Origin of the sequence: Haloterrigena sp. KLK7 (assembly GCF_037914945.1) — an archaeon.
Taxonomy (GTDB): Archaea; Halobacteriota; Halobacteria; order Halobacteriales; family Natrialbaceae; genus Haloterrigena; species Haloterrigena salinisoli.
On the sequence record NZ_CP149787.1, the window covers coordinates 270,784 to 295,134 of the forward strand.

21 protein-coding genes are annotated in these 24,351 nt (G+C 68.6%); 7 read left to right on the top strand and 14 right to left on the bottom strand.

Annotated elements, in window-relative coordinates; genetic code table 11:
* Positions 1-50: 50 nt before the first annotated feature.
* Entirely contained in the window at positions 51-284 is a 234-nt protein-coding gene (locus tag WD430_RS01355; RefSeq protein ID WP_339104240.1) for a hypothetical protein, read from the bottom strand.
* A gap of 879 nt (positions 285-1,163) precedes the next feature.
* Here WD430_RS01355 and WD430_RS01360 point away from each other — a divergent pair.
* From WD430_RS01360 to WD430_RS01375, 4 genes are all read left to right on the top strand, one after another.
* The gene (locus WD430_RS01360; protein ID WP_339104241.1) at positions 1,164-1,958 is read left to right on the top strand and encodes a hypothetical protein; all 795 of its coding nucleotides are present in this window, start codon (positions 1,164-1,166) and stop codon (positions 1,956-1,958) included.
* A 666-nt stretch (positions 1,959-2,624) separates the two neighbouring features.
* Complete coding sequence (locus WD430_RS01365; RefSeq protein ID WP_339104242.1) at positions 2,625-3,374, top strand: ABC transporter ATP-binding protein; 750 nt, start codon at positions 2,625-2,627, stop codon at positions 3,372-3,374.
* Positions 3,364-4,632, top strand: coding sequence for an ABC transporter permease (locus WD430_RS01370; RefSeq protein WP_339104243.1), 1,269 nt, complete (start codon positions 3,364-3,366; stop codon positions 4,630-4,632). The genes WD430_RS01365 and WD430_RS01370 overlap by 11 nt, the downstream gene beginning before the upstream one ends.
* A gap of 2 nt (positions 4,633-4,634) precedes the next feature.
* On the top strand, positions 4,635-5,864 hold the full coding sequence (locus WD430_RS01375) for an ABC transporter permease (RefSeq protein ID WP_339104244.1): 1,230 nt from the start codon (positions 4,635-4,637) through the stop codon (positions 5,862-5,864).
* A gap of 82 nt (positions 5,865-5,946) precedes the next feature.
* Here the strand turns inward: WD430_RS01375 and WD430_RS01380 are convergent, their stop codons facing one another.
* The 4 genes from WD430_RS01380 to WD430_RS01395 form a co-directional block, all read right to left on the bottom strand.
* Entirely contained in the window at positions 5,947-7,176 is a 1,230-nt protein-coding gene (locus WD430_RS01380; protein WP_339104245.1) for a hypothetical protein, read from the bottom strand.
* 367 nt (positions 7,177-7,543) lie between these two features.
* Entirely contained in the window at positions 7,544-8,623 is a 1,080-nt protein-coding gene (locus tag WD430_RS01385; RefSeq protein ID WP_339104246.1) for a DUF1616 domain-containing protein, read from the bottom strand.
* Between the two features lie 306 nt (positions 8,624-8,929).
* A complete protein-coding gene (locus WD430_RS01390; RefSeq protein ID WP_339104247.1) occupies positions 8,930-10,063 on the bottom strand; it encodes a helix-turn-helix domain-containing protein in 1,134 nt (377 codons plus the stop codon).
* A 115-nt stretch (positions 10,064-10,178) separates the two neighbouring features.
* Positions 10,179-12,284, bottom strand: coding sequence for a hypothetical protein (locus WD430_RS01395; RefSeq protein WP_339104248.1), 2,106 nt, complete (start codon positions 12,282-12,284; stop codon positions 10,179-10,181).
* A 157-nt stretch (positions 12,285-12,441) separates the two neighbouring features.
* On the opposite strand from WD430_RS01395, the gene WD430_RS01400 reads away from it, so the two are divergent.
* Genes WD430_RS01400 through WD430_RS01410 form a run of 3 tightly spaced genes read left to right on the top strand, consistent with a single transcriptional unit; the run spans position 12,442 to position 15,450 of the window.
* Positions 12,442-13,911, top strand: a complete 1,470-nt coding sequence (locus WD430_RS01400; RefSeq protein WP_339104249.1) for a DUF58 domain-containing protein — start codon at positions 12,442-12,444, stop codon at positions 13,909-13,911.
* Positions 13,908-14,492, top strand: coding sequence for a hypothetical protein (locus WD430_RS01405; RefSeq protein WP_339104250.1), 585 nt, complete (start codon positions 13,908-13,910; stop codon positions 14,490-14,492). Before WD430_RS01400 ends, WD430_RS01405 begins: the two co-directional genes overlap by 4 nt.
* Positions 14,479-15,450 carry a hypothetical protein gene (locus WD430_RS01410; RefSeq protein WP_339104251.1) on the top strand — a complete coding sequence of 324 codons (972 nt, stop codon included), beginning with the start codon at positions 14,479-14,481 and terminating at the stop codon, positions 15,448-15,450. The genes WD430_RS01405 and WD430_RS01410 overlap by 14 nt, the downstream gene beginning before the upstream one ends.
* Before the next feature lie 149 nt (positions 15,451-15,599).
* On the opposite strand, the gene WD430_RS01415 is transcribed toward WD430_RS01410, so the two are convergent.
* From WD430_RS01415 to WD430_RS01455, 9 genes are all read right to left on the bottom strand, one after another.
* Entirely contained in the window at positions 15,600-15,968 is a 369-nt protein-coding gene (locus WD430_RS01415) for a hypothetical protein (protein ID WP_339104252.1), read from the bottom strand.
* A 144-nt stretch (positions 15,969-16,112) separates the two neighbouring features.
* Entirely contained in the window at positions 16,113-17,144 is a 1,032-nt protein-coding gene (locus WD430_RS01420; protein WP_339104253.1) for a MoxR family ATPase, read from the bottom strand.
* The gene (locus WD430_RS01425; protein ID WP_339104254.1) at positions 17,141-18,265 is read right to left on the bottom strand and encodes a DUF4350 domain-containing protein; all 1,125 of its coding nucleotides are present in this window, start codon (positions 18,263-18,265) and stop codon (positions 17,141-17,143) included. The genes WD430_RS01420 and WD430_RS01425 overlap by 4 nt, the downstream gene beginning before the upstream one ends.
* 79 nt (positions 18,266-18,344) lie before the next feature.
* On the bottom strand, positions 18,345-18,608 hold the full coding sequence (locus tag WD430_RS01430; RefSeq protein ID WP_339104255.1) for a hypothetical protein: 264 nt from the start codon (positions 18,606-18,608) through the stop codon (positions 18,345-18,347).
* A 128-nt stretch (positions 18,609-18,736) separates the two neighbouring features.
* Positions 18,737-19,918: a bifunctional sugar-1-phosphate nucleotidylyltransferase/acetyltransferase gene (glmU, locus tag WD430_RS01435; RefSeq protein WP_339104256.1), complete on the bottom strand. Its 1,182-nt coding sequence runs from the start codon at positions 19,916-19,918 to the stop codon at positions 18,737-18,739.
* A gap of 787 nt (positions 19,919-20,705) precedes the next feature.
* Complete coding sequence (locus tag WD430_RS01440; RefSeq protein WP_339104257.1) at positions 20,706-22,244, bottom strand: aldehyde dehydrogenase family protein; 1,539 nt, start codon at positions 22,242-22,244, stop codon at positions 20,706-20,708.
* Positions 22,245-22,360: 116 nt separating this feature from the next.
* On the bottom strand, positions 22,361-22,891 hold the full coding sequence (locus tag WD430_RS01445; RefSeq protein ID WP_339104258.1) for a hypothetical protein: 531 nt from the start codon (positions 22,889-22,891) through the stop codon (positions 22,361-22,363).
* Between the two features lie 137 nt (positions 22,892-23,028).
* Entirely contained in the window at positions 23,029-23,802 is a 774-nt protein-coding gene (locus tag WD430_RS01450; RefSeq protein WP_339104259.1) for a hypothetical protein, read from the bottom strand.
* Between the two features lie 90 nt (positions 23,803-23,892).
* Positions 23,893-24,324, bottom strand: coding sequence for a PPOX class F420-dependent oxidoreductase (locus WD430_RS01455; RefSeq protein ID WP_339104260.1), 432 nt, complete (start codon positions 24,322-24,324; stop codon positions 23,893-23,895).
* Positions 24,325-24,351 lie beyond the last annotated feature (27 nt).

Consider the following 24,351-nt stretch of genomic DNA (forward strand, 5'->3'; position numbering starts at 1 on the left):
CGCGACGGACGACCGGCTCCCGGTCGCTCGAGCCGCCGCTCTACCGCTGCTCACTCGAGCCATTCGCTCGTGAACCCGGCGATCGCCTCGAGCGTCGTGAGCGCGGCCAGTGCCACGAGCACGGCCGCGAGTAGCGACCCGGTGGTGACGTAGGCGACGAGCCCCCAGAGGAGCGACGCCACCGCCGCCGCCCCGCCCGGTGACCCCGGTGGGGCCAGTCGATCGCGGTCGTCGGACTCGTCCCGGCTCGGGTCACGGTCGCGTACGGGCTGCTCGTCGACCATACCGAAGGGTTCCAGCGCCACGCCAATGGCTCTGTGCTTGCGCGTCCGGTCGGCACCGCCGCGACGACGGGCGCGCTGCGCGGACACTCGAGTCGAGTCCGACCAGTCGGCTGACGGAATCCGGCAGCACCACGCCTGGCCGCTCGAAAAGACGGGGAAGTGCTGAGACGTGTGGCCGGCGGAGGTCGACACACTGATTGCGCTGTGAGCTAGCCAGCGAATGTGGGCCGTGTCGCTTGACGCACCGTTGTCGATCGACACACCACCCGACACGGCCCACGTTCGCGGTCCCGGGGGCGACTGACCTCCGCACGTGCCGGTACGCTTCTGTCGTGGATAGTCGTTCTGCCAAGACTATTTGGTGACAACGAGTCTCGTGACCGGCTAGGTGTCAGTGACTGCTCGACCCGAGAGCGCGAGTGGCGCGAGCGCGCGACGAGTCGATGCGCGGGCGGTGAGCGGTCAAAGAAAGTGGGGGTGTCCGGACACTCGCGGGGTCGCCGCACACCGCCGCTGCCCGCGAAGGGGCACCGCGGTGTGTCACAGGAGCTCATTCCCACCACGTTCGCCCGCGAGTGTGCCAGATAATATCACACACTAACGGAAAAACGATTCCCTTGAGATGTTGAACCGTTGGAGCGTCCGCCCGCCGCGATCCCCTCGAACTCGCCCGGTCACCAGGCAGCCCGAGTCGGGGACGTCACCGCGGTTGACACCCTCGAGAGCGGCGCCACGGGCCGCGTCGATGACCCACCGCTGGCCGTCCCGTCGAGCCGCGTGGACGTCGCGAGACTGACGCGTACGGCTTACCCTTGCAGGGTTGACAGTTACGCCGCTCCGCGACGCACGCTCATCGGTCTCGTCGAGAGCCCCATTCCCATGGCCCCCGCGATCGTCCACTTCCTCGTCGGCGCGTCGCTACTGCTCGTCCTCGCGACACCGGTCGCGTTCCGCGACGAGCGCGTCCGGCGGGCAGGGCTGTGGCTCGTCGTCGCGGGCGGTATCTGGGGGCTGGGGCCGGATCTCCACAACGTCGCGCCGGTGTTCGAATCGTCCCTCCGTGCGCTGCACGACTCGCTGTGGGCGACCGCGTTCGCCTTCCACTACGCGTTCGACAGTCAGGCTGTCCGAGCGCGTCCCCTCGCGGGGACCGCCGCATCGATCTGCCTGTTTTGCCTCGCCGTCGGCGGCTTCGAGACGGCCGATCGGGCCGACCCGGAGCGGTCTCGACTCGTGCGCCGGCTCGTCTCGCGGCTCGGGATCCCCGTCGCGGCCCTGCTCGCAGCCGCGACCGTCGGCGTGATGCTGGCCGCGACCGGGCGCTTCGCGGCCGCGGCCGCACTGGTCGGTGTCCACGGGACACTCGCCAGCATGGTGTTGCTGCTCGTCGCGGGCGTCGCGGGGAGTGTCGCCGTCGCGGTGGCCGTCCCCGACCGGCACGCACGCCAGCCGGTCGTCGGCTCGCTGCTCGGGCTCCAGCTGGGGCTCGTCGCCTGGGTACTAGGAATCGTCCTCGTCCTCCCGCTCTGGGCGCGGGTCGTCCGCGAGGCATCCCCGCCGGTGCCGCTCGTCGACTGGCCGAGCCTGGTCGCGCTCGCGGTCGCCGGGGCGCTGGTCGGCGCCTGCGTCACGACGGTGCGTCGGATCGCCCTGCCGACGCCAGCGGATCGCTGACCGGACACGCGACTCGAGAGCGTCGATCACCGAGCAGAATCCGCAACCCGACGCCTCGAGGCGGCCGTGTCGCAGCTGATCGGTCTCGAAGCGGCCACACCCGTCGCCGCGCCGTCGGTCACTGCCCGCGCCCCGGTGTCGGCTGCGAGGCGACTGACAGCTCACGCCCCCAGCCGGATGCGACCGCGGCCGACCCGTCGGCTCAGGTGTCCGAAGGCGGAATGTTCGCTCCGCAGGCGGTACAGATATTCGGTTGCCACGGAACGGTCTCTTTAATGGATGTCTCGTCGCCACACTCCGGACAGACAGCGGTCAGTTGCTCCAGGTTCTCCCCCATACTGACCAGTTAGTATAAGACCCCATGAATGTTTCTAATATTATATTTATCGCCACAGGGGAGTTAGAGCATCCACAGACGCCCATAATAGAGGACAGAGCTGTCGTAATCAGAAGGAGTTTGCAGTCCGAAAACTCCGAACGGAGGTTCCAACGCCCGGGATTGGAATCGCCGAGGTAATTCGCAGTTATGACGCTCCGCCAGTCCAGTTGCACGTGACACAACCGAGCGCGAAATCGCACGACGTATCGATGGTATTCTCGCAAGTCGGGTTAGGTGGACCCAAACTATGGCCGAGGGGGCGGATGTAACGAGCAACCCATCCGAGCATGGCAAGCGAATCGTCCTCGAGGAGCGACGTCCACGTATCGCCTAGCCGGTCCGTCACGATCCGCTGTGACGGCATCACGCACGAGTACGAGGGCCGATCCAGCTGGATCGGCTCCGGATCCGACCGATCGGTCACGGCGATCGAGGACGTCTCCCTCGAGATCGAGACCGGCGAGGTCGTCGGCCTGATCGGGCCGAGCGGCAGCGGGAAGTCGACGGTCCTGCACGTAATCGCCGGCCTGATCGTGCCCAGCGAGGGGACCGTCGAACTGCTCGGCGACGATCTGACCGCCTGCTCCGAGCGCGAACGCACCCGCATCCGCCGCGAGCGGGTCGGCCTCGTCTTCCAGCAGTTTCACCTCCTCCCGGCGCTGACGGCCGCCGCGAACGTCGCGCTGCCGCTCGTCCAGTTAGGCTACAGCCGAGCGGAGCGCCGCCGGCGAGCCGAACGGCGGCTCGAGCAGGTCGGACTGGGCGACCGCACGACCCACCGCCCCGGCGAACTCAGCGGCGGCGAACGCCAACGCGTCGCGATCGCCCGCGCGCTGGTGACCGATCCCGACGTGATCCTGGCCGACGAACCGACGGGGGAGCTGGACACGGAGACGGGGATGGCCGTCCTCGACGATCTCGTCGACGCCGCCGAAGAGCGCACGGTCGTCCTGGCGACCCACGACGAGCGGGCGGTCGACCGCATGGAGCGCGTGGTCTCCCTGCTCGACGGAGCGGTGGTCGACGATGGCCGATGAGGGGTCGCCCGACCGCTCCGCGCTCGGCCGCTGGCTCGCGATCGGTCGCTTCGCCGTCGGACGGATCGCCACGCAGGCCCGCCGAACGCCGCGCCGGACCGCCGTGACGGTCGGGCTCGTCGCACTGACGATCGCGCTGCTCGTGATCATCACCGGGATCAGCGTCGGGCTCGCGGGCGAGACGGCGGCCGACGACGACGGCGCTGACCTCCGCGTCGTTCCCCACGACGGCGGGACCTTCTCCCCGGTCGTCGGCGTCGAGGGGCCGCGGCTCAGCGACGTCCACGACCGCACCGCGACGATCGACGACCGGGACGACGTCGACTACGCGACGCCGGTTCTCATGGAGGTCGTTCGCGCCCGCTCGCCCGAGGGGAACGGGTCGGTGAACGTCATGGCCGTCGGCGTCGTCCCACGCGAGTCGTCCCCGCCGGTCGGGGGCGTCCCGACGGCGGCCCTCGAGCCGGGCGATCCCCACTACGCAAACGGGAGCTACGACGGTCCCCAGACCGGCGACGTCGTCCTCTCGCCGTCGGCGGCCGACCAGCTCGGGGCGTCCGAGGACGCGACGCTGGTGGTCTCGAGTGCGGGGATGAACGCCACCACTGGCGGCACCTACGAGGTGGCCGCCGTCGAGGACGCCGAGACCGCGAGCCTCTCGAACGGGCTCCCGGTGGTGGTCCTCCGGTTGAGCGAGCTCCAGTCGTTGACCGGCGCCGCCGACGGTGATCTGGCCGATCAGGTGCTCGTGGGGACGGAGTCGGACGCCGCCCGCGACGCGATCGCGGAGACGTATCCCAACGCGACGGTCGAGTCGGACACCGAGACCGGGCTGGCCGCGCTGCGGGACGACGACCTCGCGCTGGCGACCAGCGTCGTCACGCTGATCGTCGGGATCGGGATCTGTACGCTGTTCGTCACGACCGCCACGGGACTGCTCGTCGAACGCGAGCGCCAGACCCTCGCGGTCCTCTCGGCGGTCGGCTTTCCCGGTCGCTCGCGGCTCGCCATCGTCACCGTGATGACGCTGACGCTGACGGTTGTCGGCGCCGCGGTCGGGATCGCGCTCGGCTACGCGGGCGTCGCGATTACGAACTGGGTGGCGATGTCGACGGTGACGTCGTCGCCGATTGCGACGACCGACCCGCTGTTCGTCCCCTACGCGCTCGCGGTCGCGGTCGTCGCCGGCCTGCTCGCACTGCCCTACCCGCTGTATCTCACGCGGAAAACCGACGTCGTCGCCGAACTCAGACAGTAATCATGACACACAGACTCCGCAAACTCGCCGCGACCGCGCGCCTCTCGGCGGCCCAGCTTCGCCACGAGATCGGGCGCACCGTGTTGGTAATCGTCGCGATCGCGCTGGCCGTGCTCGCGGTGACCCTGCTCGCGGGCCTCGGGCTCGGCGTCCTCGAGACCGGGCAGGATCGCTTCGACGATGCCGATCAGGACGTCTGGGTCTCGGGCGGCGCGGTCGAGCTCACGGCCAGCGGCGGGATGGAGAACCCGATCGCCGACTCCCATCAGCTGGCGGCCGACATCGGGGCCCGCGAGGACGTCAAGAGCGCGTCGCCGATCGCGTTTCACGCGATCTACGTGGGCACGGAGCCGTCGGAGCTCGAACTCGTCTCGGGCGTCGGCGTCCCGAACGAACACGGCGGGATGACCCTCGAGGAGGGCGACGGCTTCTCCGAGGGGGACGTCCACTACAGCGAGGGCGACTACGACGGGCCGATGACCCGCGAGGTGATCGTGGACCCGCGGACGGCCGACCGGTTCGACGTCGGCGTCGGCGACACGATCTACGTCGGGACGAGTCCGTCGACCGCGGCGGAGGCGGAGTTCACCGTCGTCGGGATCTCGTCGTCGTACTCGCAGTTCCTGGGGACCACGACCGTGACGATGCCGCTGAGCGAACTCCAGGAGATCACCGGCACGACGGGCTCCGACCGAGCGGCCTTCGTGACCGCGACCGTCGCCAACGGCGCCGATCGAGACGCCGTCAGCGACGAGATACAGGGCGAGTATCCCGAGTACAACGTCCGGACGAGCGAGGAGCAGTTCGAGTCGATGTTCGAGGATCAGGTCCTGTTGCTGGCCAGCGGGACCGCCCTCGTCGTGCTCGCCGTCGTCGCGGGCGTGGTGTTGACGGTCAACCTCCTGGCGCTGGTCGCGTCGCGCCAGCGCGGAGAGTTGGCAGCGTTGCGCGCGCTCGGGCTCTCGCGGTGGCTCCTCACGGGGATCATCGGCGGGCAGGGCATCGTGCTTGGGATCTGCGGCGGCCTCCTCGGCCTGCTCGCGACGCCGCCGGCCGCGTTCGCGCTGAACCACCTCGCCGCCTCGCTGGTCGGTTTCGAGAACCTGTTGCGGACGCCGCCGATCGTCTACCTCGCCGGCGGGGCGATCGCGGTCGTCGTCGGCACGCTCGGCGCCGTCGTTGCCGGCTGGCGCACCAGTCAGTACGCTCGCTTCGAACAGCTCGCGGAGTGACCCGCGCCCGGAGCGATCGGCGAACCGCGGCCGATCCGCTCGCGGAAACGGACGCGGACGCCCGCGGAGACGGAGCGCCGGCTTAGAGTTTACCAACGCCGACGAACGTGTAGGGTTCGGACACGTCGAAGTCGCCATAGACGACGACCGGCTGCGATCGGTCGCCCTGAAGCAGGCGCTGGACCTGCCCAGGAACGAACTCGGCGCGGACGGTCTCGTCCGAGACGTCGACGCTGTCCGCCGTCGCGGCGTCGTCCGCCCACGGCGTCCCCGGCATCGGTGGCGAGACCGGCGAGTACGGGGCGAGCCGGATCGACTTGGGGTCGATATCCGCCGCGGAAACGAGCTGGTCGTCCGCGGCCAGCGAGAACGTCGCCGTGAACCGACCGCCGCCCCGTCCTCGCGGGGAGCTGAACGAGGGATCCACGGCGAGCGCGGCCGGAATCGGTCGCGCCTCGCCGGCGACCTCGAGCCCGTTGTAGTAGGCGTGGGTCACCGCACCGTTCAGGGCGCCGACGCCGATCCCCAGTCCGAGGACGACGGCGTCGCCGCCGAACCGGCCGGTGAGATCCGAGACGGCCTCGATACCGCCGGAAAACATCGCCAGCAGGCCGCCGATATTGTCGATCTCGAGTCCGGTACCGCCGAGCTGTCGCTGAAGCATCCCGAGGTCGAGATCGCCCACATCGAGCTCGACCGCACGCCAGCCGTCCATGGTCACTTCGTCCGAGACCGTCCGCGTCTCCCACGTCCCGGACCCCTCGGCGTCGGCGCCGCGGACCGCGACGGCGAACGTGGTCGGCCCCGTCTGCAGGAAGAGGAACGCCTCGTCGGGCACGCGGTGGGTCGTCTCCGCGTCCTTGTAGTAGTCGTAGGCGAGCGATGCGTCGCCGCTGACGTCGGCCAGCGTGAGCGAGTCCGCCCGGAGGTCGATCCCCGCGGCGACGTAGTCGCAGGACCGCTCGCCGTGGGACGTCACGTGAACGGCGGAGTCGCGGCGCTCGCCCGACGGATCGCCGACCAACTGCGTCTCGGTCGTGAACGTCCCGTTTCTGTCCGTATCGACGACGAACGCTTCGGTCCGCAGCTGGCTGAGAATCCGTTGCGGTGACGCTCCCGAACGATCGTCGTCGCCGTGCTGACCGGTCTTCCCGTCGTCCCCGTGCTGACCGGTCTTCCTGTCGTCCTCGTCACCGAGAGCGGTCGTTGCACCTGCGATACCGCCCGCACCGAGAACGAGCCCCCCGGCGCCGAGGAGCGTCGATCGGCGACTGAACCGTCGATCGGCGTCGTTCGCGTTGGTATCCGTCATCGATACCGACCCAGGGGGAAATTTCGCATAAAGGCCCAGTATCGTCGCGGGGACAGTCAGTACTTATGAAACCCATTCAGTCAAACCACTGTCATTCACGCCGATTATGACCGCTGTCCTGCCCGCTCAGAACCATGATCGCGGCTCTCGATCGACTCTGGACCGAAACCGTTCGACTGTCGGTAATCCGAACTTTGCGGCCGCGAACGGACCGAGAGATCGGCCTCTCGGATCGCGTCGCGAGTAATTTTCAGTTTCTGACGATAGTCCGGAACGGAACGAGGCGGCTCGAACCCGACGCTCGGTCGAGAACGCGACAGTCACTCGAGTGCCCGTCGCCGTGCTACCCAGACTCCGGTCGACTCCGTCACTCCTCGCTCACGTTGGCCCAGAGATGCGCGTGGTACTCCGTCGTCTCCGTCGACGGCGCGTTGGGCACGTCCCCGCCGGGGTAGAGCAACCAGACGATCCGGATATTCTCGCCGGTCATGGTCGGCTCGAGCTCGTGGGGGTGGTGCCAGCTCTCGTTGTGCTCGAGGTGGGTCTCGAACCGGTCGAGTTCGCGTTGCTCTTCGACGACCGTCTCGTTGCCCTCGACCGAGACCCGCTGTTCGACCAGGACGACGGTGTAGTCGACGGTTCGGTGTTCGTGGTTGTCGACACCGAGGACGATCTCCTGGCTCTCGCCCTGTGTGAACTCGGTCGGATAGTTATCGGCCGTGAGTTCGCCGTCGTCGTCCTCGGTGAGGTAGTAGATGGCCGAGAACTGTTCGCCGTCGGGCGGCACCGCGACCGCGTAGCCGACGGTGCCGACCGCGAGCAGCAGGGAGGCGACCAGCACGACGTTCAACGCGGCGTCCGCGCGGGTGTCCGGCTCGAGCAGTTCCGCGCGCCCGGCCGCGTACCACGCGCGGTAGGGGACCCGGAACCGCTCGTCTGCGGGGAGCTCCCGCCGCCGAACGGCGGCGACGACGGTCGCGCCGACGGTAAACACGCTGACGGCGAGCATGATCGGCACCAGCCGGATCCCCCACGGCGTGAAGTTCAACACGAGGCCGATCAGGGGGGTGACGGCGATGCTGAGGCCGAAGGAGAGCGCGACGCGTTCGATCCCGTCGATCCCCGAGCGATCGTCGAGGAACGAGCCGACCGGGAGCGGGCCGCGGTCCGTCCCCGCGACCGGGTCCTCGTCGCCAGCGCCGTCGGACGGCGGGTCGGCAGTCGGCTCGTCGCCGGCTTCGGGAAATAGCGCCGCGATGAACGCGTAGCCGGGCACGAAGAGGACGAAGGCGAGCCCCAGCGGGACTCGGAGCGGCGTCTCGCGGAGGACGGGCGCGAGCGCGGCGACGTTCGTCAGGACCACGAGCGCGAACACGGCGGCGAGGTCTGCCGGGAGTGTCCGAACGGGCCGCGGAAGCAGTGCCACCAGCGATCGCGTCTCGGTCATTGGAGTCCAGGTACTCTCGACGACCCCAAAAGGGAACCGATCATCGCGCGCGACAGGTCGCCGCGCCCGATTGGCGCTCGAGCTATCGGCGGCTGGCTCCCGCCCGCTACCGACTCTCGGACTCGATGGACTAGCACTAGCGACACGATCGCAGTAGCGATACTAGCGTACTAGTGACGATCACTCGAGCTAGTCCACTAGTACTAGTAGAAATGCTAGCGTGAGTGACAGGAAGAGAGATCCCGTCGCCGCGACTAGCCACGAGCCGGCGAGTACAGCGGGCGGAAACGTCCGTGAGTCAGGTTCTTAGATGGAGTTCGGCGCGTCCTCATCCCTCCCTGCGGCCGCACCGGCCGCGGTCACGTCCCGGAGCAGGCGCAACTCCTCCTCCTCGCTGATGCGATCGGAGTGGAGACACGCGTGGACGATTTTGTGTGCGAGTTCGGGATCGGCGAGCACCGACGGCGTAGTGGCTCCCTCGCGGCCGGCCGTGCCGTCCTCGCGGCCCTCGAGTTCGTGCTCGACCGCGGCCAGGCGGTCGGTGAGTTCGTCGAGTCGGTCGGCGAGATCGGCCAGTTGCGCGCCCTCGTCCGGCCGGTCAGCTGCATCCGCGGGCGCTCGGTCCGACCGAGGTGCGGACCGGTCGGTTCGCCGCCGCGTCCGGTCGCTCGGTTCGTCGCGTGACTCGTCGGTCGGGTCCCCGACAGTGCCCTCGTCACCGTCCCGTTCGCTCGAGTCGGCTCCGTTGTCGGTGTCGTCAGAGTGCGGCATGGGTTCTTCCTCCTCGCCGTCGCCGGAATCGAACAGCGGCGCGACGAGCGCGTCGCGGTTGGACCAGTCGAAGCCCTCGATCGAATTGACGCGCTGGCTGATCGTCGGGCTGCTCACGCCGAGTCTGTCGGCGAGTTCGGCCTGCGTCGCGTCGGGATGGTGGTAGATCGCTCGCAACGTCTCGTGTTGTTTCTCCGTCAGCGCCGATCGGTCCAGGGAGGCGTCGGTATCCCCGTCCCGGTCCGCGTCCTGCTCGGCCGGGATCGGCCCCTCGGCCGGCGAGTTCCCGGCCATACCGACGTCCGTGCGCTCCGAGGTCGCGCCCCCGTCGGCCACCGCACAGTCCGAATCCGATACCCGCCGGTCGCCGTCGTTCGATTTCGCGTCGCTCGTCGCCGCTTCGGCCTCGGACGTCCCCGTTTCCGTCGTCGAACTCTCGTCCCCCGTCTCGGCCGCCAAGTCATCCCCCGTGTCGGCCGCCGGATCGCCGTACTCCTCGAGAACGCGTTCGACGGTCGCCGTCGTCGCACCGCTGACGGCGTCGGCGATCGCTTCCATCGATTCCCCCGGGTTCGCTTCCGCGTGGTCGAGGATCTGTTTGTGAATGATCGCACGCGGCGCGTTCTGTTCGATATCGAGGGTTGCGTTCGAATCGGTAGTTTCACCCATCTACCCCGCCCCTATTCCAGAACGTCACTTATAGGTTTCCGGGGGCAGCGTTCCTATTCTTACCCCTATAACCTATGATAAATGATCCGAGAGCGATATATCGGGTTGAAATCCGCTAATCGTCCGCCGAACCGGACCGGGTCGCCTCGGGACACAGGTCGCGAGCGCGCTCGAGGATCGCCTCAGCCTCGCGTTCGGAGACGCCGTCGGGTCCGAATGTCGCCCGTTCGTACCCCTCGGTCACGTCCCGCAGCGACGCCGACTCCGGCTCCGGCTCTGACTCCGTCGACCGGTCGCTGTACCGTTGATAGAACTCCCAGTGGGTCAGGGCGCCGGACGCGGTGAACCGCGACTCGAGCGACCGCCGGACCGCGGCGTAGCAGTCCCGGACCGCACCGTTCGGATCGCCGCTCGAGAGCCGCTCGCTCGCTCGCGACAGGAGCGCACGGGCCGACGCGGAGTCGGGCGTCTCGGCCGCGGTCGGCGCGTCCTCGCCGGTCTCGTCTCGATCGACTGGCGCCGGCTTCGACGTCGACGCCGACTCGCGGTCGCGATACCAGTAGCCGCCGACGCCGACGGCCACGGCCGCGACGAGCAGCCCGAGCGCCAGCCAGGCCCACGTGGGCAACAGCGAGTCGCTGGGGGCGGGGAACGAGACCGTCGTCGTGGCCTCCGCCCGCGCCAGGTTCGTCCCCTCGTCGTCGTGGACGGCGTTCACCTGCACCTCGCCGGGGGCCATCTCCTCGGGAACCTCAATCGCGCCGCCGAACGTCCCGTCCGCGTCCGTCGAGAGCGTCTCGAGGACCGTCCCGTCGGCGACGATCCGAACTGATTGTCCGCGGACCCCCTCGCCGGCCGCGGCGAGCGTTCCGTTGACCGCTATCTCCCGCTCACCGGTGCGGCTCGCGGAGACGGAGAGGTTAGGGTCCGTCTCCGCGACGGAGATCGTCGTCGAGTCGGCGACGTTCGCGAGCGCCCGGTCCTCGAACGGGAGGGAGACCTGGAGTTCGCGCTCGCCAGCGGGGACGTCCGCCGGCACCGTCGAATTCCCGGTGGCCGTCCCGTTGCTGGCTCCGAAGAGTCCGAGCGGCGTCTCGTCGATCGAGAGGACCACCGGGACGTCGTCGACTCGTTCGTCGCCGACGCGGAGATCGTATTCGACGGCGACGGTGTCGCCGTACGCGACGGGGTCCGGCTCGGCGTCCGAAACCGTCAGCGTCGGCTCGACCTGTTCGATATCGACCGGGACGCTGGTCTCGCTCCCGAGGTAGATCGACTGGTTCTCGGGGACGTACTCGACCGTCACCGAATCGGCCGACAGCGGCATGGAAATCGGCCGGTACTCGAACTCGAACGAACCGGTTTCGTCGGTCTCGGTTTGGATCTCCTGATTCCCGACGTCGAGGCGGATCTCCTCGTTTGCAACCGGCGTCCCGTCTGCGGTTTCGATCGTACCGCCCGCGACCAGCGGATCAGTAAAGGAGATCTCGACGGTCGCCCACTCGATAGTCAGCTCCGTTTCGACGAATTCCTGCTCGCGAACCGTCTCCTGTTCGTCCTGCACCTCCTCGTTTACCGCCTCGATCTCCTCGGCGGCGTCGGTCAGGTTGAGATCGCTGTCGTTGCTGATCGTGTCGTAGTGGTCCTGGACGTTTTCACTCGAGTTTCCGATCTCCTCGGCCAGCGACTCGAGTTCGCGGGCGAGTTCGCGCGCGCGCTCCTCGTCGCCCGCCTCGCGGGCCGCTTCGTACTCCTCTTTCGTCTGCTCGTATTCGCTGACCGCATCGGTCATCCGCTCCTGCTCGTTCTGCGCTTGGTCGAAGGATTCAGCTTGTTCGGCGTTGCCGGTCACCTCGGCGTACTGCTCGAGCCTGTCGCTGTACTCCTCGCCAACGAACTGACTCGCCATGTCGTACTCGCCCTCGCTGAGCTGGATCGCCCCCTCCTCGAGCTGTCCCGACAGCCTACCGGAGAGCCACCGCTCGAGTTCGGCTTGATCTGCGTTTTCGTCGTATTCGTCGGGGTTTCGGTGGCGAACGGTGTCGTTGTCCGCGGCGTCGTCCCCGCCGTCCGGCGTCTCCTGAGCCGCGACGCTGGCGAGCGCCGAGCCGCTATCGGCGCTCCCCGCGGAAGCGGCGGCGGTTCCACCCCCCATCGCGCTCAGGGGGAGACAGACTAGCAGGAGGACGAGGACGAGCGTTCGGCCGACGGCGATAGTCACGGAATCCGATTTGCGGTCCATAGCAAAAACAGTTCCTTCCGCGACACTCGCTTCCCCCGTTCGGTCGACGCGATTGAATACTAGTACCGATCGGACACGTTCGCTGTAGTCGTCGGACACCAATACCTTCAAAAAGAGTCCCGGAGACGAACCGCACATGAAACCCACGCGTCGACTATGGGCGGTCGCGGCCCTCGGGATCTTTCTCGCGGGCGTCGCAGTCGTCACTGCCCGTCCGCTCTTCCTCGGCGGCGCCGGGCTGGTCGGCTCGTGGCTCGTCGCGCGCCAGTATCGGTTCTATCGCACGCTCGCGGGGACGGCCGACGCGCTAGCCGTCGAGCAGTCGGTCGCCCGCACCGACGTTCGAACGAGCGACACCGTTCCGGTCACCCTCTCGGCGAGGCTGGCCGCGCCGTCGCCACTCGCCGTCGCGATCGAGGCCGGACTCCCGACGGCGGCCGCGGTCGACGAGCCGCTATCGCTGTCCCTCGACCCGTCGACGTCCGCGACGACCAGCGCGGTCGACGTCGCGTGGCCGGTCGCGGGTCGGCACCGGTTCGATGAACCGACCGTGACCGCGACGGACGGCTTCTTCCGCGAGACCGTGTCGCTCGGGACGGCTCCCGCAGTCACCGTCGAGCCCCGCGGTCCGCGGACCGTCCACGTCGGCGAGGGCGGCGACCGGGTCGCGATGGCCTATGGCGAACACGAGGCCGGGCGCCTCGGTTCGGGGATCGAACCCGCGGAGCTGCGCGAGTACGTGCCCGGCGACACGGCCGACCGGATCGACTGGAAGGCGACGGCCAGACTGGTGACGCCCCACGTCCGAGAGTACGAGGCCGAGACCGACCGGCGGACGCTCCTGATCGTCGACCACCGCGCCTCGCTGGCGACCGGTCGCCCCGACGAGACCGAACTCGACTACCTCCGCGACGTCGCGCTCGCGACGGCCGCGAGCGCGCACCGCCTCGGTGACCCCGTCGGACTGCATACCGTCGGCGACGAGGGCATCACGTTCCGTCTCGAGCCGACGACGACGCCCGCGGCGTACGATCGGATCCGACGTCGGTTACTCGACCTCGAGCCGACGACCGATCCCTCGACGACGGAGGTCGGCCGGGCGAACCGCGGGAGTCGGTCCCGAACGCGCCGTACCGCCGGGTTCACCGCGGCCGACGCCCGATCGAAACGCGCCGGCCTCGGCGACGACGACGACCCGTTCGCGGCGACCCTTCGCCCGTTCTACGCCACGCGGGACGGCTATCGCGAACGCATCGACTCGGACCCGCTCTACGGCACCGTCAGGACGGCCCACAGCGGCCAGTCCGAGGGGCTCTGGACGATCCTCTTTACCGACGACTCGCGGCCGGCGGAGCTCCGCGAGACGGTCAAACTCGCCCGCGCAAACGGCAACTCGGTGCTGGTCCTGCTCGCGCCGACGGTGCTCTACGAGTCCGACGGCCTCGCGGACGTCGAGGCCGCCTACGAGCGCTACATCGAGTTCGAGGAACTGCGCCGCGACCTCGCCCAGATGCCCCGCGTAATCGCCCTCGAGGTCGGCCCGCGGGATCGCCTCTCGACGATTCTCTCGGACGGACGCGCCCGCGCTCGAGGTGAGCTCGCGTGAGCACGGTCACGCCGGCCGACCCCGTAAGCCGCCGGGAGCGTCGCTGGCCGCCACTCGTCGCGCTCGCCGTTCTCACTGCGGCGCTGGCGATCCTCGCCGGTCCGACCGGCGCGGTGGCCGGGCTCGCGACGGCGCTGACCTGGTACGGGCTCGGGACGCCGTACGCGCTCGCGGCCGGACACGTCGTGCTCGCGGCCGCGTTCCCGGAGGGGATCGACCCCGCGACGTTCCTCGTCATCGAACTCGCGTTCGTCGCGGTCCTGCTCGCCACCGTCGTCCGGTCCGCGACGGCGCTCCGCGACGTCGCCGTCGCCCTCGCCAGCGCGACCGCGTTCGTGGGGACGGGCTGGATCGTCGCCGAGTCGCAGCCCCTCTGGATCGCCGCGGGGACGCTACTCGTCCTCGTCGCGCTCGCGGCCTACGCCCTCCACCGGTACGAACTCGTCCGTCTGGGGCTCGTCCCCGACGCCGTCGAACCCGTCTCGAATGCAGACGCAGACACCGACGCCGTCGAGCCCACTTCGGATGCAGACGCAGACACCGACGCCGACGCCGATTCACCGACTCATGAGCAGCAATAACATCGACACGACCGACTCGTCCGCGTCTCCGGGCACCGCCTCGAGCGCCGCCGGAGACGCGGATCCGGACACGGACGCAGTCACTGACGCGGACGCGGCGACCGATGACGACCTCCGGGACCTCGCCGCGCAGGTCGAACTCCTCGCCGACGAGAACCAACGGCTGCGCGACGAGTACGTCCGCGCCCGTCAGTCTCGGTATCGGGCGACCGCGATCGGACTCGCCGCCATCGGGACCGTCGCCGTCCTCGGAAGCCTCGTCTTCGCGGACGCGCGAGAAGTGCTCGTCGCGCTCGGGGCGACCGGCCTCTTCGGCGCCCTACTGACCTACTATCTCACGCCCAGCCGATTCGTCGCGGCCGACGTCGGCGAACGCGTCTACGCCGCGTCGACCGCGAACGTCGCCGCGATCGGCGACGAACTCGGCCTCCGCGACGAACGGGTGTACCTCCCCGGCGAGACGGTGCCGGCCCGGCTCTACGTCCCCCAGCACGCCGACTACTCGATCCCCGACGAGCGCGCCGGACCGATCGTCGTCGATGACGACTCCCGCGGCCTCCTGCTCGAGGCGACCGGGGCCGAACTGTTCCAGCCGTTCGAACGGGCGCTGACCGGCGACCTCGCCGCGGAGCCGACGCCGCTCGCCGCCCAGTTGACCGACGGCCTCGTCGAACAGTTCGAACTCGCGCGGAGCGCCGAGGCCGACGTCGACGCCGGCGACGGACGCGCCACGATCGCGGTCAGCGACAGCGCGTTCGGGCCGATCGACCGCTTCGATCATCCGATCCCCTCCCTCCTCGCGGTCGGCTTCGCGGCCGGCCTCGAGCGGCCGATCCGCCTCGAGATCGCCGCCGGCGACGATCGGGCCGACTGGTTGGTCACCTGTCGGTGGGACCTCGAGTCCGACGCCGAAGGCGAGACGGCGGCCGCTACCGATGCGGAGACGACGGCGGAGTAAGAGACGAGACCGAACGGAGAATTAGAGGGACGTCTCGAGTTCGCCGACGACGCGGTCGGTATACGAGTCGGTCACTCGCCCTTGCTATCGCTGCCGAGTTTGACCGAATGCTGGCTCCGGACGACGTCACCCCGTTCGGGCTGCATCGCTCATCGCTCCTCGCCGGCTTCTCGTTCGCTCGGATGCGGCGTATCGGGGGCGGCCGCGTCCCACCTGTCGGGATCGCTGCCACCGTCCGATTCGTCGAGTCGATCAGTGGTCGCGTGGAGATCGTACGCGGCAGCGACGCGATCGCGATCCTTCGTAATCGCCCAGTACTCGCCCTTATGTCGCACGAGGTCGCGCTCTTTCAATCGCGAAAGGGCCGTTCCAACGGTGTTCGGGTCTTCGTCGATGGCGGTAGCGAGCTCCGAGCGAGTGAACGCTTTGTCCCGCTGTCCGTACAGAAACGTGACTACCTGCTCCGGAACGCTCGGTCCCTGTGGGAGGTCTCCGGATTCGAAATCGTCGATACTCAATTTCGTACTTAGCGTACCGGCGTAATGAGTGGGCTGGCGTAACAGGTATACGATGTAACACTCTCAGACGCACTGCTGTACTGACAGCCGAACGAGGGGTCGCAGCACTGTCTCGAGTCAGCGTCCGTGACCGCTTACTCTCGCCTACTCTCGAGTCATCCCGCCGTCGCTCACCGGCTGAAGCTCGATGGCCTCCGCGCCCGGCGGTGTGACCGAGTCGACGACGTCCGCGACGACGTCGGCGGGTTCCACGTCGCTCAGGTCGGCGTCGGTGCTCAACACGAGCCGGTGGGCCAGAATGGATTCGGTCAGGGCCTTCACGTCGTCGGGGATGACGTACTCGCGGCCGTGGATCGCGGCCCGCGCCTTCGCGCCGTCGAGAAACGCCAGCGACGCTCGAGGCGAGGCGCCGTGGGTGACGTCGGGATGGTCACGGGTCGCCGCGACCAGATCGAGGACGTACTCCTTGATCGGCCCCGCAACGTGGATCTTGGAGACGGCCTCTCGCGCCGCGAGGAGGTCGGATACCTCGACGACCTGCTCGACGGCGTCGGGGCCGAGATCGGGGTCGGCGTCGAACCGCTCGAGCAGCTCGCGTTCGTCCGTCCGACCGGGGAGGTCGACGGTGAGTTTGAACTGGAAGCGGTCGCGCTGGGCCTCCGGGAGCTCGAAGACGCCCTCCATCTCGATCGGGTTCTGCGTCGCGACGACGATGAAGGGCCGCGGCAGGGTCAGCGTCTCGCCCTCGATCGTCACGCGACGTTCCTGCATCGCCTCGAGCAGCGCCGACTGGGTCTTCGGCGTCGCGCGGTTGATCTCGTCGGCGACGACCATGTTGGCGAAGATCGGTCCTCGCTGGAGTTCGAACGTGCCCTGGGACTCCCGGTAGACGTGGGTCCCCGTGATGTCCGCCGGCAGGATGTCGGGCGTCATCTGAATGCGGTTGTACTCGAGGCCGGTCACGCGGGCGAACAGGTTCGCGAGCGTCGTCTTCGCGACGCCGGGAACGCCCTCAAGCAGGACGTGGCCCCGCGTGAACAGCGCGATCGTGAGGTGTTCGATCGCCGATTCGTTACCGATCAGGACGCGGCCCATTTCCTCGCGGACAGCGTCGGAGATACGCTCGATATCGCGGCCAGCCATGGATCTGCCATCGACGGGGTCGTCACCGCTCATTGATCGTCCAGTTCCGTGTCATCACGGTTAAGCGCTGCTATCACTCGCTGTACGCGATCCTCGTCCCAGTCGGGATGGCGCTCGCGCAGCGCGGCCGCTCGGCGCTCGTCGGCGTCGTCCATCGACGGGCCGACGATCGACGCGTCGGCCGGACCGTCCCGGCGCGAGAGCCGCCTCCGGACGCGCTCGAGCGACGGCCGGAGGGGCCGGCGCGACAGGGCCGCGATACCGACGATCCCCGTGGCGCCGAGGAGGACCTGCAACAGCGGCAGTTCGCGGACCGTCAGGACCGCGCTGGTCAACGGCGGGAGGTCCTCGGAGTGGGAGAGGTCGATCAGCACGTGGTCGGCGTCGGCGGACACGCCCCGGAGGAACGCCGCGTTGTCGGGCTCGTCGATCATCGCGTTGATAGCGATGCTCGGATCGCCGACGACGACGACCCGTCCGTCCGAGACGTTCTCGGCCGCCGCGACGGGGTAGGTATCGAGCGTCTCGTTGTCGTCGAGTTCGCCGTCGTCATCGACGTCGCGATAGGCGTACTCGCTGGTCCGGACGAGCACGGTCGCCTCCTCCTCGTCCGTCTCGAGCGCGGAGGCGTAGTTGAGCGTCAACTGATCGATTCCCTCGGTGTAGGTGTGGTTCTCGACGCCGGTCGCGATCGGCATCGTCGGGCCGCGGTAGTACTCCTGCTCGTCCCGGAGCACGGCGCCGTCGGTCCGCGTCTCGACGCCGACGTCGGCCAGCAGCCGGTTCCCGCTCGTCCCGAAGTTCTCGAGGACGACGAGCGTCCCGCCGTTGTCGACGAACCGTCGGATCCGTTCCACGTCCTCGTCCCCGTACGTCTCGTCGGGGGCGACGACGAACGCGACCGTCTCGTTGGGCTCGTAGTCGTCGTACCGAGCCGTGTCTCGCACCAGTTCGCTCTCGACGCCCGGCTCCGACGCGACCTGCTCTCGGAGCTCGGACGTGCCGTCCCAGGACGGGTTGTACGGTCCGAACGCCGCCGACGAGGTCGCGGCGGCGACGAGCAGTGCGATGAGAACAGTGGCCGACAGCGCGACGAGCAGCACGCGGGGCCAGTCGAGCCCCCCGCCGTCGCGGAGCCACTCGCGGAACGTCATCGGCTCACCTCCGCTGTGGCCCGCGACCGCGATCCCGGCGGCCGCGCTCGGCCGAGCGGCGAGCCGTCGTCGGCGATCGCTACCACGGCAACACCTCCGGCGGCAGGATCTCGAGGATTCGGCGGACGACGACGACCGCGAAGCCGACGAGGCCGAGTCCGATGAGCCACCGGAGACGGCGTCGCCAGTCGGGCGTGACCGCGAACGGCGCCGTCAGCTCGGTGACGATCAGCAGGCCGATCAGCGAGAGCACGAAGAACAGCTCGTAGGAGAACGATCCGAGCAGCGAGAGGGCGAGCACGGCCGCGAGCATCCAGGCGAGCTGCCCCCGGATGAATCGCATACGTCGATGTGTCGGCATCTAGTACCGGAGGCGACGCCGTCCACCGTAAACCCTCGGGGTTTCGTCGGCGAGCGGACGGACGGTCGCTTCCGTCGACTGATACCGGTACTGGCGGGGGCGTGAGCGCGCTACCGGTCCCGATCGACGCTCTCGCCGGGACGCGTCGTTGCGCCCGTCGTGAGTTTCAGCCCGGGCGAGAGACTCGAGTTGATGCCGGTCTTGACGCCGTCGCCCGCGACGACGCCGAACTTGCGCCGGCCCGTCGAGACGCGCTCGCCCTTGACGGTGAAGTCGATGTCCGCGTCGTCGTGGCGGAGGTTCGCGACGTTCGTCCCGGCGCCGAAGTTGACGTCGCGCCCGAGGACGCTGTCGCCGACGTACGAGAGGTGGCTCACCGACGTCCCGCGGGAGACGACGCTGTTCTTGACCTCGACGGCGTGGCCGATCTCCGCGTCCTCGCCGATCAGCGTCGCGCCGCGGACGTAGGCGTTCGGGCCGACCTCGGCGCCCGAGCGGATCAGTGCCGGCCCCTCGACGACGACGCCCGGTTCCACCTCTGCGCCCTCCTCGACGACCACGTCGCCCTCGAGGTGGGCGTCGTCACTGACCCGACCGTCGATGCGGCGGTCGAGGTCGGCGATCTTCCACTCGTTGGCCTCGAGCAGTTCCCAGGGCCGGCCGACGTCGAGCCACCGATCGAGCGTGACGGGCGTCACGTCGAACTCCTCGATCACGCTCGCCAGCACGTCGGTGATCTCGTGCTCGCCGCGCTCGCTCGCAGGCACCTCGAGCCACTCGCGGGCCCGTTCGGGGAACGCGTAGGCGCCGGCGTTGGCGAGGTTCGTCGGCGGCTCCGACGGCTTCTCGACGATGCCGGTGACCGAATCGCCGTCGGTGCTGAGCACGCCGTAGTTGCGCGGGTCGTCGACGGCGATCGCGCAGACGGCCGGACAGCGATCGAAGAGCCGGTCGATCGCCGCCGGGTCGTAGAGGTTGTCGCCGTTCAGGACGGCGAAGGGGCCGTCGATGTGCTCTCGAGCGGTGTTGACGGCGTGGGCCGTCCCGGCCTGTTCGGTCTGGACGGCGTAGGAGATCGGCGTATCGCGGTATTCCTCGCCGAAGTAGTCTCGGACGGTCTCGGCCTCGTACCCGATCACGAGGACGATCTCGTCGGCGCCGGCGTCGATCGCCGTATCGATCGTGTGGGCCACGAGCGGCCGGTCGGCCACCGGCAGCATCGGTTTCGGGACCGAATCCGAGAGGGGTCGAATGCGGGTACCCTGGCCCGCCGCGAGAACGACTGCTTTCATGTGTGCGGACGATTCTATGACTGGCCGGATAAGCGGTTCGCTACCTCGCAGCCAACTCCAATTCTCGCGTTGACACCCGCTCGCGCGGACGGGCTCGAGTCGAGGCGATCTCGACGATCGCGGTCACGGTCGCAGTCCGGTCATCCCGCGGTACTCGAGACGGCTAGTCATCCCGCGATACTCGAGACGGTCGGTCGGTCTCTCGTTCGAACTGGAAAAACGGTGAGCGGTGGCGCACGCTGCAGCGCGGTGAGCGAATAGCGAACCGCGCTCCGAACGCGTGCGAGGGATGAGCGAACGACTGCAGGGAGTGAGCGAATCGGTTGGGGAGGGCGTGGCGATTCCCGACTGCCACGATAGCAGAACGCTTTCATCCACGTTTCGTCGGTCGGTTTGACGGCGATTCCACAGACGTTCACGTGCGCAGTAAGCGAGAGTCACAGCTCCTGGCAACGATGACTTCGACATCCACCCCGACCGATGTCCCCTCACGGGTGCTTCGCATCCGTCTGCTCACGGGCGCGCAGTGTCCTCTGCTCACGGCGCGAAGCGCCGTTCGTACGGGATGCGAGACCTCCGGTCTCGCACTATTCGCACGGGATGCGGGATCTTCGGTCCCACGCTATTCGGCCGGTTCGCGGAACCTCCGGTTCCCCGCTAACGTTCCCTCACTCCGTTCGTCCGCGCATCCCTCGCACGGTATCAACGGCTGGCCGCACTGTCGTTCGGCCACCCGATAGCGCGCGCCACCGCAGACCGCGTTCCCTCGACTCGCGCCACTGCTGTCCTAGTCCTCGGAGGTCGTGATATCGGCCGACAGCCCCTGGGCCATCTCAATGTCCTTCGAGTTGTTCATCGTCCACGCCGTGCGCTCGGTGACGGCCTCGATGGCCTCGCGCGCGCTCGGATAGCCGTTGCCGGACTTCTTGACGCCGCCGAAGGGCAACTGGACCTCCGCGCCGATACACGGGAGGTTCGCGTACGCGAGGCCGAGGTCGGCCCGGTCGCGGAAGGCGTTGAGCTGGCGGTAGTCCTCGGAGATGATCGCGCCCGCCAGCCCGTAGGGGGTGTCGTTGTGGATCTCGAGGCCCCGTTCGATGTCGCCCTCGTACTCGAGCAGGGCGACGTGGGGGCCGAAACACTCCTCCTGCAGACAGCGCAGCTCGTCGTCGTCGTCGTAGTCGACCTCGTAGACGAACGGCCCGACCCAGTTGCCGTCCTCGTGGCCGTCGGGAATCTCGTCGTCCCCGAGTTCGAACCGATCGACGAGCACCTCGGCGCCCTCCTCCCGGGCCAGTTCGTTGTGCTGGCGGATCTTCTCGACGTGATCGGGCTCGATCGCCGGCCCCATGAACGTGTCCTCCTCGAGCGGGTCGCCGACCGCGATCTTCTCGGCGACGTCGACGAACCGCTCCTTGAACTCGTCGTAGATGTCCGAGTGGACGATCAGGCGTTCGCTCGAGACGCAGCGCTGCCCGGTGGTCTTGAACGAGCTCATCACGGCCGAGTGGACGGCGATGTCCAGGTCCGCTTCGTCGGTGATGACGATCCCGTTCTTGCCGCCCATCTCGCAGGCCGCGAGTTTGCCGGGCTCGTTGCCGACCTTGCCGGCGATCTCGTGGCCGACCTCCGCCGAGCCCGTAAAGAGGACCGTGTCGACGCGGCCGTCGTCGGTGATCGCCGCGCCGGCGTCGCCGTAGCCCTGGATCATGTTGAAGACGCCGTCGGGGATCCCGGAATCGTCCATCATCTCGGCGATGATCTGGCCGCACCACGGCGTCTGCTCGGCGGGCTTCCAGACGACCGTGTTACCCTCCACGAGGGCGATCGCCATGTGCCAGAAGGGGATCGCGACGGGGAAGTTCCACGGCGTGATACAGCCGACGACGCCCCGCGGTTTGCGGCGCATGTAGGCGTCCTTGCTGCCGATCTCGCTCGGCACCACGTCGCCGTGGGGGTGGCGCGCGTTGCCCGCCGCCCACTCGACCATGTGCCACGCTTCGGTCACGTCGGCCTTCCCCTCCGAGATCTCCTTGCCGCACTCCTTGGTGACGATTTCGCCCAGCTCCTCGTGGCGATCGCGGAGCTCGTGGTAGATGTCCCAGAGGTACTCCGCGCGGTCGATATACGACAGTTCGCGCCACTCCTCGAAGGCGTCTTCCGCGGCCTCGAGGGCGGCGTCGACGTCGTCCTCTGTCCCGCGCTGGAACGTCGCCAGCGTCTCGCCGGTGGCCGGGTTTCGGCTCTCGAACGTGTCGTCGGATCCGTCAGTCCACTCGCCGCCGATGTAGTGGCCGTACACCTGCTCGGTCGCTTGCTGGCTCATACGGTATCGAACGGCGAGCGCGGTGAAAACACTGATGGTGGTTCACGCATGCCGTGATAGTAGCACACATACTCCTGGCGCCCGCACGCGGAGGGCGGAGACTGCGGGAACCGACGCTACCGATCTTCTTCCTCGCCGCGCTCTTTGGTCACGGTCCGGTCGCCCTGTGGCGGGTTCTCCTCGCTGTCGGGATGGCGCTCCGCCCCCGCCTCCGTCATCTCGTCCGTCTCCGGCTCGAGGCCCTTCCCCGACCGGCCCTCGCCCGCGGCCGGCGTCTTCTCGTCTGCCGCCTCGCCGGTCTCGGGACCCATGCCGCGCTGCTCGGACCCGGTGTCCTCGTGGACGGTCGTCTCGTCGCGCTCGATCACGGGATCGGTTCCCTCCGACGACGACTCCGAGCCGGCGGAGACGTCGCGCTCGAGCCGGAGCGCGTTCGATCCGACGTCTCGGACGTCGTCAGCGTCGATCGGGACGACCTCGTCGGAATCGCCGTCCCAGTCGAGCGCCGCTTTGATCGAATCGATCGCCCCCGACTCGAGGTCGACGTACGCCGTGTCCGCGTCGGTCATCGCGACGACGCCGATCGGGTCGCCGTCGGCCGTCTCGACCCGTTTGTCGACGTCGTCGTCGGTGAATGCCGGACTCATATGCGCGCTAGCGGGACACGGCTGAAAGCGGATGGTGCCTGCAGTGGCCGGTGATCGACGGCCAGCGGTGACACGCTCGAGGAAGCGAAACGGACGGAGAACGACGCTCTCGAGGAACGGACCGAAAGCGAAGTCGGTTACGGCGGACCGCCGCCGGGCTCCCCATCGCTATCGGGCGATCCGGCGTCGTCCGGTGGTCCAGCGTCCTCCGGCGGGCCGCTCTCGTCCGATCCGTCGTCTTCCTCGTCGAACGGATCGACCGAGAACTCGCCGTCGTCGAACGGGCTGTCGTCGGGTTCCGGCACTTCGGGGTCCTCGTCGGGGACGTCCGGCGCGTCGCCGTCGAACGGATCGGACGGTTCCCCGTCGTCGAACGGGCCGGTGGGGACGTCGCCGTCGTCCTCGGCAGGCGGCTCGTCGTCGACGGCGGGATCGGTCTCGGGTTCGGTGTCGTCCGGTTCGTCGCCGGAATCGGGTGCGGGTTCGGCGTCGGAATCAGTCCCGGGCTCGTCTTCGGCGTCGATATCGGGCTCGGGTTCGCCACCGGAATCGGTCGCGGGCTCGGTATCAGTACCGGTCGCGGGCTCGCCGCCGGAATCGGTCGCGGGTCCGGCGGCGGTATCGCCGTCGGATTCGGGACCGGCATCGCCGTCGGACCCGTTGTCGGTGTCGGAGTCGTCGCTGTCGGCAGCGCTCGAGGACTCCGCGCTCGAGTCGTTCGACGCCGTCTCGACGTCGACGTCGTCCGCCTCGTCGGCCGACCGCGCCGCGGAGTCGTCGTCGTCCGGGCCGAGCGGACTTGGTCCGACGTCGGCGACGACCGCGAGACCGACCGCGAACGTGAGCAGAACGACTGCGAGGGTCACGAGCAGCGTCCGCGTCGCCGGCGCCGTATCGTCGCCTGAAGCCATTGGTCGAGCGCTCGTTGTGGCGCGACGGGCTTTGTTAATCTCACCCCACAGCCCGCGCGCCCGCTCGAGTCCCGTCGCTTCTCAGTTTCTCTATTCGTACTCGCGTCCGCGGGCGACGACGTGCTCGGCGGGAATCCGAACGATGACGCGCGGGTCGTCCTCCTCGTCGTGGTGCGGATACTCCTCGACGTCGAGGTACTGGCGGGCCAGCTCGTCGATGTGCTCGTCGGCTCCGTCCTCCGTGAGCGTTGCGCTGCCGCGAACGGAGACGTAACGGTACGGGTCGTCGGGATCGGTGATCGAGATCGAGACCTTCGGGTCCGCTCGAACGTTTCGCTCCTTGGTGCGGCCGCGGACCGTGTTGATCAGCACGGCCTCGCCGTCGTCGTGGTCCACCCAGACGGGACTGCTGTGCGGGTGGCCGTCCGAGCCGAGCGTCGCGATGTGGCCGAACGATCGCTTCTCGAGGATGTCGCGGTGCGATTCGGGGATCCGTCCGCTGTGCGTTTCGAACGCTCCCATCACCACTGCAGAGCGGCGGAGGCAGTT